At 67.1% G+C, this 13038-nt stretch carries 10 protein-coding genes; 5 read left to right on the top strand and 5 right to left on the bottom strand.

Annotation, left to right across the window (positions count from 1 at the left end):
- Positions 1-28 precede the first annotated feature (28 nt).
- The 4 genes from RIL96_RS06045 (at position 29) to RIL96_RS06030 (ending at position 4741) form a co-directional block, all read left to right on the top strand.
- Positions 29-745 carry a DUF3000 domain-containing protein gene (locus RIL96_RS06045; RefSeq protein WP_310548119.1) on the top strand — a complete coding sequence of 239 codons (717 nt, stop codon included), beginning with the start codon at positions 29-31 and terminating at the stop codon, positions 743-745.
- 12 nt (positions 746-757) lie between these two features.
- A complete protein-coding gene (locus RIL96_RS06040; RefSeq protein WP_374761856.1) occupies positions 758-2032 on the top strand; it encodes an HRDC domain-containing protein in 1275 nt (424 codons plus the stop codon).
- Between the two features lie 88 nt (positions 2033-2120).
- Complete coding sequence (locus RIL96_RS06035; protein ID WP_310548118.1) at positions 2121-4268, top strand: 3-hydroxyacyl-CoA dehydrogenase NAD-binding domain-containing protein; 2148 nt, start codon at positions 2121-2123, stop codon at positions 4266-4268.
- Between the two features lie 2 nt (positions 4269-4270).
- Positions 4271-4741: a Rieske (2Fe-2S) protein gene (locus tag RIL96_RS06030; protein ID WP_310548117.1), complete on the top strand. Its 471-nt coding sequence runs from the start codon at positions 4271-4273 to the stop codon at positions 4739-4741.
- A gap of 22 nt (positions 4742-4763) precedes the next feature.
- On the opposite strand, the gene RIL96_RS06025 is transcribed toward RIL96_RS06030, so the two are convergent.
- From RIL96_RS06025 to RIL96_RS06005, 5 genes are all read right to left on the bottom strand, one after another.
- Positions 4764-5261, bottom strand: coding sequence for a hypothetical protein (locus RIL96_RS06025; protein WP_310548116.1), 498 nt, complete (start codon positions 5259-5261; stop codon positions 4764-4766).
- Between the two features lie 102 nt (positions 5262-5363).
- Positions 5364-7385, bottom strand: coding sequence for a 1-deoxy-D-xylulose-5-phosphate synthase (gene dxs, locus RIL96_RS06020; protein ID WP_310548115.1), 2022 nt, complete (start codon positions 7383-7385; stop codon positions 5364-5366).
- Between the two features lie 104 nt (positions 7386-7489).
- On the bottom strand, positions 7490-9466 hold the full coding sequence (locus RIL96_RS06015) for a tripartite tricarboxylate transporter permease (RefSeq protein WP_310548114.1): 1977 nt from the start codon (positions 9464-9466) through the stop codon (positions 7490-7492).
- 15 nt (positions 9467-9481) lie between these two features.
- Positions 9482-10612, bottom strand: a complete 1131-nt coding sequence (locus RIL96_RS06010; RefSeq protein ID WP_310548113.1) for a Bug family tripartite tricarboxylate transporter substrate binding protein — start codon at positions 10610-10612, stop codon at positions 9482-9484.
- 76 nt (positions 10613-10688) lie between these two features.
- A complete protein-coding gene (locus RIL96_RS06005) occupies positions 10689-11786 on the bottom strand; it encodes a PrpF domain-containing protein (RefSeq protein WP_310548112.1) in 1098 nt (365 codons plus the stop codon).
- A 299-nt stretch (positions 11787-12085) separates the two neighbouring features.
- On the opposite strand from RIL96_RS06005, the gene RIL96_RS06000 reads away from it, so the two are divergent.
- Positions 12086-13006: a LysR family transcriptional regulator gene (locus RIL96_RS06000; protein WP_310548111.1), complete on the top strand. Its 921-nt coding sequence runs from the start codon at positions 12086-12088 to the stop codon at positions 13004-13006.
- The last annotated feature ends 32 nt before the right edge of the window (positions 13007-13038 follow it).

Here is a 13038-nt window from a genome sequence, read left to right as displayed (position 1 = left end):
CGGTGCCGCTGATCCATAGTCTGGTCAGGTGACGTTCTTCGGCCCGCTCGGAACCGGCGCGCTGCGTGCTGCGGCCCCTCGCCGGGAGAGCTCCCCCAGCATCGATGAGCTCCCGGGTGCCTTCCGTGATGCCCTCGGTGAGATCCGCCGCGCCACCCCGCGGCCGGAAGCCGCCATCGCTGAGATCCCCGCACCGCGCAAGCTCGCTCCCTACGCCGTCGCGCTGCGTGCCGAGGTCACCGAATCCAGCCCCGGCCAGCGTGTCACCGGAGGCACCACCGGCGCGGTCTCCAGCCTGGGTACGTCATCACCGGCTCCCGCGGACGAGGACGCTGAGCAGCTCGCCGCCGGGCGGTTCATCCTGCTGCATGATCCCGCCGGTCAGGCCGCCTGGGACGGGACCTCACGGGTGGTGATCTACATCCGGGCCGAACTCGATACCGAGATGAGCAATGACCCGCTGCTGGCCTCCGTGGCCTGGACCTGGCTGGCGGATTCACTCTCCCAGTACGGTGTGCAGCATCGCCGCGCCGGGGGCACCGCCACCCGCATCCTCTCGGAGAGCTTCGGCGAGCTCGCCGACCGCGAAGCCTCCAACACCGTCGAGCTGCGTGCCTCGTGGACCCCCGGTGACGGCGGCCTGGACACCCATGTCGAGGCCTGGTCCGATATGGTCTGCTCATTCGCAGGACTCCCGGCGCTTCCCGACGGCGTCGTGGCCATGCCGACACTGCGCAGGAGCTGAGCCCTTTCCCGCATGACGCCCCGAGATCACCAGAGCAGCCATACCCCGCACGACGAGGTCATGGACACCCCAGACCGCCCCCCGCTGATGACCGAACCCGAAGACGGGGTGCCGTTCGTCGTCGATGAGCCGCGCGGGCTGCAGCGCTGCGCCGAAGCGCTGTCCCACGGCACCGGCCCAGTCGCCGTCGATGCCGAACGCGCCTCCGGATTCCGTTACGGCCAGCGCGCCTTCCTGGTCCAGCTCAAACGGGAGGGCTCCGGTCTCTGGCTGGTGGACCCCGAGCCCTTCGACTCATTGCTTCCCCTGCAGCACGCGCTGGAGGGCACCGAGTGGATCCTCCACGCCGCCACACAGGACCTCCCCTGCCTGGCTGAGCTGGGGATGCACCCGCATGCGCTCTTCGACACCGAACTCGCCTCCCGGCTCTGCGGTCTGCCGAAGGTCGGGCTCGGCGCCATCGTGGAATCACTGCTGGGGGTGCGGCTGGCCAAAGAACATTCGGCGGCAGACTGGTCCACCCGTCCGCTTCCGGCCGATTGGCTGCGCTATGCCGCCTTGGACGTCGAACTGCTCATCGAACTGCGCGAACGGCTGATCTCCCTGCTCGACGAGCAGGGCAAGAGTCAGTGGGCGGCCGAGGAGTTCGAGCATCTGCGCACTGAGCGTCCGGCCAGCGCCCCACGAGCTGAGCGGTGGCGGAAGACCTCGGGGATCAACCGGCTGAAGAGCCCGCGAGCACTCGGCGCGCTCCGGGAGATCTGGAACGCGCGGGAGGATCTCGCCGAGCGCAAGGATGTGGCGCCGGGCCGGATCCTCCCGGATTCCGCGCTGGTCGCCGCCGCGCGTGCGATGCCGCGCACTGTGCCGCAGCTGCTTGCCGTCGAGGGCTTCCACGGCCGGGGTGCTCGGCGAGAGGCTCCCCGGTGGCTGCGCGCCCTCCACGACGGCGCCCACAGCGAGGATCCGCCCTCACTGCAGCGGCGCACCAGCACCGGACCGCCCGCTCCACGGACCTGGCGGGACCGCGCACCCCTGGCGTTCCGCAGATACCGCACAGCCCGGGAACGTCTGGCGTACCGAGCCGACGAGCTGCAGGTGATGGCCGAGACGCTCCTGGTGCCGGCTGTGCTGAAGCAGCTGTGCTGGTCCCCGCCGGAACCGGTGGACCTGGAGACCGTCTCCACATTCCTGCGGGAGCTGGGAGCACGACCCTGGCAGATCCAGCAGACGGCGGCTGTCGTCACCGTCGCCTTACTGGATCCAGACCCGCTGGAAGAGCTGTGACGGCGCCTGTGGCACGAGAGACTACCCGCCGGTAGCATGTGATCTGCGACGCACTGCACGACCTTTCGCCCCCTTGGGAGGACACCTCATGACTCAGACGCCCCGGAAGATCTCCGCCGACGCCGCCAACTTCAGCCGATTCCGCGACTTCGCGGAGAGCTTCACCGCCGAAGTGGTCACCCACAGCCGCCTCGAAGATGTCGAGCTCCCCGACGGAGCCGGCACGATGGCACTGATCCGACTCGACAACGATGACCCCCGGCGCCCCACAACCTTGGGGGCGCGCTCCCTGCTGGAGCTCGGCGAGACGATCGCCGCCCAGCTGCCCCGGGCCGAGTCCGGTGAGATCGTCGCCCTCGGCGTCACCGGTAAGCCCGGGTTCCTCGTGGCCGGAGCCGACCTCTCCGGTGTCGAGAGCCTGCAGACCCCCGAGCAGGCCCGGATGATGGCCGAGCTGGGGCACCGCGCCTATGACCTGCTGGAGGACTTCCCCGTCCCGAGCTTCGCCTTCATCAACGGCACCGCTTTGGGCGGCGGGCTGGAGATCGCATTGGCCGCACAGTACCGCACCGTCTCCGCCGGTGCGCGAAGGCTGGGGCTGCCGGAGGCCTACCTCGGGCTCATCCCCGGGTGGGGTGGCATCTGGCGGCTGCCACAGATGATCGGGCCTGAGGCCGCGGCTCAGGTGATCTTCCACAATGCCCTGAACAACAACCGCACGCTCAGCGGCGGTGAGGCCTATGATCTCGGGATCGCCGATGCGCAGTGCGCTGCTGAGACCTTCGAGACCGATTCTCTGGCCTTCGCCTCCGCCGTGGTTCGGGGCGAGGCCCAGACGCTGGAACAGCTGCAGGCCCACCGCGCCTGTGACACCGGTGATGCGGCCTGGCAACGGGCACTGGACTCGGCCCGAGCCACTGTCGCGGCCAAGACCGGCGAGTCGGCCCCGGCTCCGCTGCGGGCCCTCGAAGAGTTCGCCGCAGGCCGCGATCGTGACCGTGAAGCTGAACGGCAGGCCGAATGTGAGGCCCTGGCGGACCTCATGCTCACCGATGAGTTCTCCAACACCATCTATGCCTTCCTCGACCTGGTCCAGCGCCGTGCCAAGCGGCCTGCCGGAGTGCCGGAGGCGGCACCCCGGCAGATCACCAAGGTCGGCGTCGTCGGCGCGGGGCTCATGGCTGCTCAGCTGGCGATGGTCTTCGCCCAGCACCTGCAGGTGCCGGTCGTCATCTCGGATCTGGACCAGGCCCGTGTGGACAAGGGGTTGGAGTACATCAGGTCCCAGGCGCAGAAGCTGGCCTCGAAGGGACGCCTCAGCCCCGATCAGGCCGAGGCTCTGGCCGGTCTGGTCACCGGTTCCACCGATAAGTCGGTCTACGCCGATGCCGATTTCGTCATCGAGGCGGTCTTCGAGGAGATCGGGGTGAAGAAGCAGGTCTTCGCCGAGCTGGAGCGCATCGTTCCGGCTGAGACGATCCTGGCGACGAACACCTCCTCCTTGTCCGTGACTGAGATGGCCGCGGATCTGGAGCATCCGGAGCGTGTCATCGGCTTCCACTTCTTCAACCCTGTGGCGGTCATGCCCCTGATCGAGATCGCCCGGACACCGAGCTCCACCGATGAGGCGATCGCCACGGCCTTCGATCTCGCCGCGAAGCTGCGCAAGACCCCGGTGCTGACCAAGGATTCCACCGCGTTCGTCGTCAACCGGATCCTGCTGCGGCTGATGGGTGAGATCCAGCGAGCCTTCGATGAGGGCACCGACGCCGAGACCGCCGACACCGCGCTGCGGCCCATCGGGCTGCCGATGAGCCCGTTCACCCTGCTGGCGATGGTGGGGATCCCGGTGGCTCATCACGTCACCGAATCGCTCAACCGATCCTTCGGAGAGCGCTTCTACGTCTCAGAGAACCTGCAGGCCCTCATCGACGCCGGGGTCACCGAGATCTGGAGCGTCGACGCGGACGGCCGCCCCAGCATCGCGGACTCCACGAGGGCGCTGCTGAACCAGGGCAGTCAGCAGCTGACTCGGGATCAGCTGCTGACCCGGGTCCAGGATGCTCTGGCCGAGGAGATCGGCCTCATGCTGGATGAGGGCGTGGTGGCCTCCGCCAAGGACATCGACCTGTGCCTGATCCTCGGTACCGGGTGGCCGATGCACCGTGGCGGCATCACCCCGTACCTGGACCAGGTGGGGGCCAGCCAGCGCGTCAAGGGCCGGACCTTCCACTGACCATGGCTGATGCGACAGCCGTACCGGGCGCGTCCGGCTGCCCGCGTCGAGCATTCCTGCGTTCCGGTGCCTATGGCACCGCAGGGCTCGGCGCGGCAGCCTTCGGCGCCGTCGGGACTCTGACCGGCTGCTCGGATGAGCAGGACGACGGCGCTGAGGCGGTCCACGAGGGCTCCGACTGGCAGGCGGCCTCCTCTGCCGAAGACCTGCCGGTGGGCAGTACGGCAGACGCTGAGGTGGCTGGATATCTCCTGGTGCTGCATCGCGCGGCTGATGATGAGGTCCACGCCTTCGAGGCGGTCTGCACGCATGAGGGATGCCGGGTGGAGGCCGAACAGGAACGCTACTACTGCCCGTGCCACGGTTCGGTCTTCGCGCTGGACTCCGGCGACGCCGAGGCGGGCCCTGCCCGGGAGCCGCTGACCCGGTTCCAGGCCCGGATTCAGGGCGGCTCGGTCGAGGTCCTGGTCTGAGCAGTGCAGGCGCCCTGAACTCTCAGGAGACGTTGATGCTGACCTTCGACGGCGGCACGTCTGTGCTCTTCACCGCAGCGTGGACGGCTTCACGGGCTTTGCGGCGGTGCACTGTGCGTGCCGTCATCACCAGTGCGTGTCCTCCGGTGTCGAGGGGCTGCACCTGCGGGTCTGAGAGCGCTCCCAGGCCTTTCCATGCCAAGCCCACCAGCACGGCGCGATGCACCTGGTCAGCATTGCGGCGCTCTGAGGCGCTCGGCTCTGCGGTGCGCAGCGGGAGCATGACTGCCACCCTGTGCAGCTGTTCCTCATCCGGTGTGCTGAAGCCGTCCTCACGGCACTGCGCCTCGAAGCCCTCCATCAGTGCACGGGCTTCTTCGGCGTGGGCCGGTTCGGCCGTGACCTGACCGTTGGTGCCAACGATGCCGTGGTGGACGACGAACTCCCGGTCAGTCTCGTCGTACCAGGCTTCGCGGTAGCTCCAGCCCTGTTCAGGGTCGCGGCGGAAGACAGTGATCATGGCCGTCTCACACTCCTCTTCGGGGAGACCCCACCAGAGAGGCCTCATCGGATAGGTCCCGGCGGATAGGTCCGGGAAGCGGGTAAGCCCGGGCGGATGGGCTCAGCTGCTGTGGTGGTCTCGGTGGTGGTCTCCGTCGAATTCGGGGATCTCTCCGGCCGGCAGGGCCTCCCCGGGCAGCGGACGGGCGAAGGGCACCTTCGTCCCGAGGACCTGACCGACGGTATCCTGAGCGATCTGCTGGGCGGTCATCCCCACACGCTCCAAGACTTCTGTCCGGCTGCCGTGGGCGAGGAACTCGACCGGCAGCCCGACCTCGTTCAGCGCGGTGTCCACACCGGCTTCGCGCATCGTCTGGCGGATCCGCGAGCCGACCCCACCGGCGCGCACTCCGTCCTCCACACAGACCACGATGCGATGCCGTGCCGCCAGAGAGACCACGGAGTCCGGCACCGGCAGCACCCAACGGGGGTCTACCACCGTGGCGCTGATCCCCTGGTCAGCCAACCGTCGCGCGACGTCCAGAGACAGCTCCCCCATCGTCCCGACCGAGACGATGAGCACGTCGTTCTCATAGCGACGCGCAGCCTGGCTGGCATCAGCCGAAGCCCACAGCACATCGACGCCGTCGTCGAGGCGTTCCACAGCCTCGATCTCTCCGTTGACCGCACCCTTGGAGAACCTGACCACTGTCGGGGCGTCGTCGACACCCACGGCCTCACGCAGCTCCTCGCGCAAGCGGGAGGAATCCCGCGGTGCGGCGATCTGCAGCCCCGGCACGATCTGCAGCAGAGAGAGATCCCACATGCCGTGGTGGCTGGGGCCATCCGGGCCGGTGACACCGGCCCGGTCCAGAACCACAGTCACCCCGGCCCGATGCAGCGCCACATCCATCAGCAGCTGATCGAAGGCACGGTTGAGGAAGGTCGCATAGACCGCCACCACCGGGTGCATCCCACCGTAGGCCAGTCCAGCGGCCGAGGTGAGGGCGTGCTGCTCGGCGATGCCGACGTCGAAGACGCGGTCCGGATACGAGGCAGCCAAGCTGCGCAGCCCCACCGGAATCGTCATCGCCCCGGTGATCGCCACGATGTCCTCACGCTCCTCGGCGATCGAGGTGATCTCCTCCTCGAAGACTGAGGTCCAGGACCGTGCCCCGCCCCGGCTGACCGGTTCACCGGTCTCCGGGTCGATCACGCCGACGGCATGGAACTGGTCGTTCTCATCAGCCCGTGCCGGGGCGTATCCGCGGCCCTTCTCGGTCAGCGCATGGACGATGACGGGGCCGCCGAAGTTCCGCGCATCAGCCAGGGCCTCCTCCACAGAGCGCTGATCGTGGCCGTCCACGGGGCCGATGTACTTCATCCCCAGGTCCTCGAAGAGACCCTGCGGCGCCCAGAAGTCCTTGGCCCCCTTCTTCGCCGCGTGCAGCCCGCGGTAGACCATCCGAGAGACCGCTCCGCCATCCTGCAGGCGGCGTTTAGTGTCGGTGACGGCCTGTTCGTAGATGCGGTGGGTGCGGACCTTGTCCAGGAAGGTGCGCCGCAGGCCGTTGAGCTGCTCGGCCAATCCCCCGACCGTCGGCGCATAGGAGCGGCCGTTGTCATTGACCACGATGACGACTCGCCGGTCCTTGTCCGCAGCGATGTTGTTCAACGCCTCCCAGGCCATGCCCCCGGTCAGGGCGCCGTCGCCGATGACCGCCACCACGGAGCGGTCCGACTCGCCGGAGAGTGCGCGGGCCTTGGAGATGCCGTCGGCCCAGGACAATGAGCTCGAGGCATGGGAGGACTCGACGATGTCATGGACGGACTCGGCGCGCTCCGGGTATCCGGAGAGCCCACCCTGCTGCCGCAGCGTGGTGAAGTCCTGACGCCCGGTGACCAGCTTATGGATATAGCACTGGTGCCCGGTGTCGAAGATGATCGAATCGCGGGGAGAGTCGAAGACCCGATGGATCGCCAGGGTCAGCTCCACCACACCCAGATTCGGCCCCAGGTGTCCGCCGGTCTTCGAGACATTGGCGATCAGGAACTCACGGATCTCCTCGGTGAGGCGCTCCAGCTGCTCCTCGCTCAGGCGGGTGAGATCCTGCGGGGATCGGATCGTCTCCAGAATCGTCACGTCGACTCCGTCCTTCCTTCACCCCGCCGCGTGCCGACGGGTTTCTGTGGTGCGGCGAGTCTATCGTCCCCGATCCACCTCCCCTCGGCAGCACGCGCCCTCTCTCAGAAGAGCCAGCCCACAGGAGGGACGAGTTCGGCGAAGCTCGCCAACATGTACAGTGTGCCGACGATGGCGACGGTGTACACCAGAGTCGCCAGCGGCTTCATCTGTGCGACGACCAGAAGGAAGATCACACAGAACACCGCCGTTCCGGCATACATCCCGATGGCGAACACCGCCCAGATGAATCCCAGGAGCCACAGTGCCGAGATCGCCACCACTTTGACCTGCTGACGGAACTCCCCTTCCACGCGGCCCAAGCCGCCGGCACTGCGGACCTCGCGGAGATCGCCGACCAGGGACAGCAGCCCCAGCAGCACCCCGGCACCGCCGACGATGAAGGGGAACAGCCGTCCGGTCTCGGAGAAGTCGAAGGCCATGATGAGACCCACGAGGAAGAAGAGGAGCATCAGTCCGCTGGTGGCCACACCGACGAACGGGGGAACCTTCAGTGACTCGACGTCATCGACGGTGACGTCCTTGTTCAGCTCTGCGTAACGGACCGAACGTGCACGGAACCTCTTGTACAGCGTCCACCCCACGGCGATGATCAGCAGCGCCGCAACTGCCACCACGAACGGCCGGGTCATCCACTCACCGGGATCGAAGGCCGAGACGGTGATGAAGTAGTAGCGCTCCAGCGGAATGGCCAGCACATAGGCGATGAGGAACGGCGCCCGCGGGATGCTGGTGATCTTGCAGACCCAGCCCACTCCACCGAGCAGCAGCATCACGTAGAAGACATTGAGGTTCAGCGGCTCTTGGAAGCCGCTCATGAACAGCAGCGGCACCAGTGCAGCGGCCAATACCGGGAAGCGGATGAAGCTGAGCTTGGTCAGCGGCCGCGCCATGAAGAAGGCCAGGACCGCACCGACGAGGCTGGCGATCGCGAAGGACCAGACGATGAAGTAGACGAGATCGAGTTCCTGCTCGATCAGTTCAGGGCCTGGCTGGATGCCGAAGATCAGCAGCACGCCCAGCAGCAGGGCGAACGGCGCGGCTCCCGGGACCCCGAAGAGCAGGGTCGGGATCAGAGCACCGGACTCGATGCCGTTGCTGGAGGCCGAAGGGGCGATGACCCCGCGAGGATCGCCCTTGCCGAATCGCGCACCGGGTTTGCGGCCGCCGATCGCCTGGGCCTGCCCGTAGGCCAGCCAGGCTCCCGCTGTAGCCCCCACGCCGGGCAGGATGCCGGTGCCGACACCGACGGCGGAGCCGCGCAGCACATCCCCCTTATAACGCAGCACGTCCCGGGCGCCTTGGGCCCAGCCGCCGCCCAGGGAGATGCTCTGGTCCGAGACGGCCGCACGGTGGGCAACCAAGTGGATGATCTCGGCCACGCCGAAGATTCCCAGGGCCACCGCGACCAGCCCCACACCCTCCATCAGGAACTCGGAGCCGAAGGTGTAGCGGTATTCGGCCGAGACCGGCGAGATGCCGATCATGCCCAGAGCCAAGCCGAAGACGGCGATGAGCAGGCCCTTGACCATGTTCCCCTTGGAGAGCAGGGCGGTGAGGAAGATGCCCAGCAGGATCAGCATGAAGATCTCGGGTGAGCCGAAGGCAGTGACCACCGGCCGTGCCACCGGCACCACCAGGGTCAGCGCGACGATTCCGATGAGGCCGCCGATGGTGGAGCTGATGAAGCTCGCGGAGAGCGCGCGTCCGCCTTTGCCCTCTTTGGCCATCTCATGGCCGTCGAGGAGGAAGACCGCCGCCGAGGCGGAGCCCGGTATCCCCAGGACCACGGAGGTGATGACATCTGAGGTGTGCACCACGGCCACCGCGCCGATGATCATGGCCACGGCCTGGTTCGGTTCCAGTACGAAGACGAAGGGCAGCAGCACCGCCACCGCGCCGGTCCCGCCGAGGCCGGGGAGCACTCCGACGATCAGGCCGACGAGGACCCCGATTCCGAGGAAGAGCAGCATCGAGGGGTCGGCGAAGCTCGCCAGTGCCTGGCTTGCAGCGTCAAGCATGAGGTAGTCCTCCGGTCAGTCGAGAGCAGCGCCGTGCTCTTCGGTCAGGAAGCGGCGGGTGAATGCCAGGGTCTCGTCGCTGATCATCAGCGACTCGCGGAAGATCTCGCCGTTGCCCCGTCCGGGCATGAGCTCATAGCCGCCCAGGGCCCCGGCGGCCTCGTCGAGGAACTGCTCGTCGGCGTTGAGCGTCTCGACCGCCTCGGCGTATAGATCGACAAGGTCCTCTGAGGTGCCGGCGTTCGACCACAGTCCCTTCTGGTAGTAGAAGCCTGAGGTGACGAAGGCCTGATACGCCTCGTAGGCCGGCCCTTCGGGATCAGTGCCGTGCAGATCACGGTGGATCTCCTCCAGCGTGGGAATCTCCGGCATCGCCGGATCACGGACCACCTCACCGTTGTCATCGCGAATGCCGACCGAGAACAGCGGGTGGGCGTCACCGGATTCGACGTCCGAGGAGATCTGACCCAGGTATGTCGAGGTGGTGTCGAACGCCACGTCGACCTCTCCGCGGGCCAGGGCGAGGCGGATCGGGCCGTTGCCCTCGAACCCGAAGACACTGCCGATCTCTCCACCGAGGACCTTGATGGCCAAGACGGGGATCAGGTCCAGACCCGCCGCCGAGATTCCGCCGAAGTTGGCGTCCTTGCCGCGGTTGAGCAGATCTTCCATCGAGGTGATACCGCTGTCATCGTTGGAATACATCACCGCCCCGGTGCCGTGCAGGATCAGCGGGACCATCTCGGTGAAGTCATAGCGCACGTTGTTCTGACCGAAGATCCCGTTGAAATAGGTGGTCGCGGAGCTGACAAGAAGGTACCGGCCGTCGTCGACTCCGGAATCCACGTAGGCGTTCGTGCCGGTGACGGACTCGCCGCCGGTGATGTTCTCCACCTGATAGCGGTCCACACCCTCGAGCACATCGGCCACATAAGGAGTGATGAACCGCGCCCAGGTATCGGTGCCGCCCCCAGTGGCGTAGGGGACGACGACGTCGGTGATCCCCGCACCGGAGGGGTTGAAGGATGCCTGCGGCGGTGCGCAGGCCGAGAGCAGGGCCGCTGCGCCGCCCAGGGCGCTGCCCATCAGAAACCGGCGGCGGTTGAACCCTGCCGTGGCGCTGGGGCCGGTGGTGTCACGAGTCATGGCGTCCTCCAGACGTCGCTGCGTGAGAAGTGGGTCTTGTCAGTCACGTCGATCAGCTGCTCGCTGCCGTGAGTCGTCATAAGCTGTCGGGCAGGTAGAGGGTCGAGGTGGCCAGCCGTCGCGCCGTCCGATCCGCGCCGACGACGAGATCAGTCCCGGATTCGTCGAAGAACGTCACGATGCCGCCTGCCGGGGTGGCCAGCCGCAGCTTGCGCACACCGTCCGGGGCCACGGAGCCTGAGGTGGCGTCTCGGGCGAGCTCATGCGGGAACGTCCCCGGGGTGAAGGCAGCGGTGGTGACGGCCACGCCACCGGTGATGGGCATCGCCGGGTGGGGCGCCCCCATGGAAAGCATGAGCACTTCGAGATCGGCGTCCTCGTGGCGCGGCGGTCCGACGATCCCCAGTTTGGGCACTGCGCGCTCGGCCTGCCCGGGACTCTCGGCCATGCCCATCGCCACCGCTGCTGCGCGGCGCAGCGCATCGAGCGTGCCGAGCATCGGACCGACGGCATCGCTCCAGTCCTTGTGCGCCACCTCGGCCAGTTCCACCGCGGCCGCGGGCAGGAAGACCGCCGGTGCGCCGGCGTCGATGAGGGTGACCGGGAATCCGCGACCATCGATCTGCAGCGTGGAGCGCGCCTGCCCGGTAGGCAGCAGGCGACCTGTGGTCTTGCCGGCCGGATCGACGAAGCCGAGCCCGACCTCGTGGCCGGGATGGACGGTCCCGGGGATGTGCGCCTGCAGTGCCGCGGGCAGGCTGCCGCCGGGAGTGGGGATGCGCTGGATGATCCGCTGTCCGGTGTTGGTGTTGTACGTACGGACCACGGTGACGTCCTGGGCCAGCTCCACCCAGCCGTTCTCCACGGCATAGAGTCCGGCAGTGGTGGAGCAGTTTCCGCAGTTGCTGCCCCAGTCCACCACCGGCTCCTCGATACCGACCTGGGCGAAGCGGAAGATGACGTCGAGATCGTCTTCCTGGGGTTTGGTGAGGATCATCGCTTTGCTGGTGGTGGAGCTGGCTCCTCCGACGCCGTCGATCTGACGGTGATCGGGACTGCCGAAGATCCGAGGCAGGAGATCATCGGGGCCGTGGCCGGTGGCTGCGATATCGGAGTCCTCGAAGACCCAGCATTTGCTGGTGCCTCCGCGTATCCACTGCGCCGGAATCTCCATAGTTCGTCCTTCTCTTGGATGCCGCTTCACGTCATGCCCTGCACTGAGCAGACCCCTGTCATGCCACATGTGCCCCAGGTCACTGTGTGCTGGGTCATAGTTAGTGTGAGACAGCTCGAGAATTCACACAATGTTCGATTTCTTTCAGTTCATGTAGCAGTGCTACATGTCTTGATCCCCCATACGGCTCCCCGCACATCCCGTCCCGCAGCGCTGAGCCGCCAGATCCCTGCGAGGAAGGGTTTTAGCCGAATGAACTGTTACTGACAGATCATGTAGTGGAGCTATATGGTCTTTCCATGCTCAATCCACAGAGACTCGTCATACTCGTTCACGTCATCGAAGCCGGCTCCGTCACCGCCGCCGCCGATGAACTCGGCTACACACCCTCAGCCGTCTCCCAGCAGCTGAAGAAGCTCGAGCGGGAGGTCGGCCAACCACTGGTGCGACGCCAGACCCGGGGCGTCTCCCCCACTGACGCCGGACACACCCTGGCTCACCACGCGCGCAAGGTCCTCAGGCACCTCGACGCCGCCGAAGCGGACCTGCGTGATCTCACTGAGGGGAATCGAGGCTCCCTGGTGGTGGGGGCCTTCCCGACAGTGGCCGCCTCATTCCTGCCCGAGGTGATCGAGACTTTCACTAGCCGCTACCCCGCCATCGACCTCTCCCTGACCAGCGGACGCTTCGACGTCCTCCTCGAAGATCTCGAACGCGGCGTCTCGCATCTCTGCCTGCTCTGGGAGTACCCGTGGAGGCCGGTGCAGATCGAGGGCATCCGACTCGAGGAGCTCTTCCACGAGGAGTCCGTCATCCTGGTCTCACGTGACCACCCGCTGGCAGAGGCCGGTCACGTGCGACTCGAACAGCTGCGCAACGAGTCATGGATCGTCCGAGCCAACCGACACCCCGTGGTCGAGGTGCTCGAACGCGCCGCCGAGGACGCCGGATTCCGCCCGTCCATCGCGCTCTACGCCAATGACTATCAGGAGGCCCAGGCGATGGTCAGCGTGGGCATCGGGGTAGCCATGGCGCCGCGCGGTGCCGTCGCGGTGCAGCATCCCCACGTCCGTGTCCTCACGCTGGGCCCGCAGGCACCGGTGCGCCGTGTGCTGCTGGCCCAGCGCGACGAGCGGGTCCACACTCCCGCCGAAGTCGCCTTCCGCACGATCCTTCGCGAAGTGGCACGCCGACGACAGGCCTCAGTTGACAGCTCTTGACACCTCTTGGCATGCTCTTACCGCCACTTGGT

Source organism: Nesterenkonia aerolata (genome assembly GCF_031470965.1).
GTDB lineage: Bacteria > Actinomycetota > Actinomycetes > Actinomycetales > Micrococcaceae > Nesterenkonia > Nesterenkonia aerolata.
This window is presented reverse-complemented; position numbering and strand designations above follow the sequence as displayed.

Coding starts and splice junctions, on each gene's coding strand:
- RIL96_RS06000 (WP_310548111.1), top strand. CDS start 12,086: ATGCTCAATCCACAGAGACTCGTCATACTCGTTCACGTCATCGAAGCC.
- RIL96_RS06015 (WP_310548114.1), bottom strand. CDS start 9,466: ATGCTTGACGCTGCAAGCCAGGCACTGGCGAGCTTCGCCGACCCCTCG.
- RIL96_RS06010 (WP_310548113.1), bottom strand. CDS start 10,612: ATGACTCGTGACACCACCGGCCCCAGCGCCACGGCAGGGTTCAACCGC.
- RIL96_RS06005 (WP_310548112.1), bottom strand. CDS start 11,786: ATGGAGATTCCGGCGCAGTGGATACGCGGAGGCACCAGCAAATGCTGG.
- RIL96_RS06025 (WP_310548116.1), bottom strand. CDS start 5,261: ATGATCACTGTCTTCCGCCGCGACCCTGAACAGGGCTGGAGCTACCGC.
- RIL96_RS06030 (WP_310548117.1), top strand. CDS start 4,271: ATGGCTGATGCGACAGCCGTACCGGGCGCGTCCGGCTGCCCGCGTCGA.
- RIL96_RS06035 (WP_310548118.1), top strand. CDS start 2,121: ATGACTCAGACGCCCCGGAAGATCTCCGCCGACGCCGCCAACTTCAGC.
- RIL96_RS06040 (WP_374761856.1), top strand. CDS start 758: ATGACGCCCCGAGATCACCAGAGCAGCCATACCCCGCACGACGAGGTC.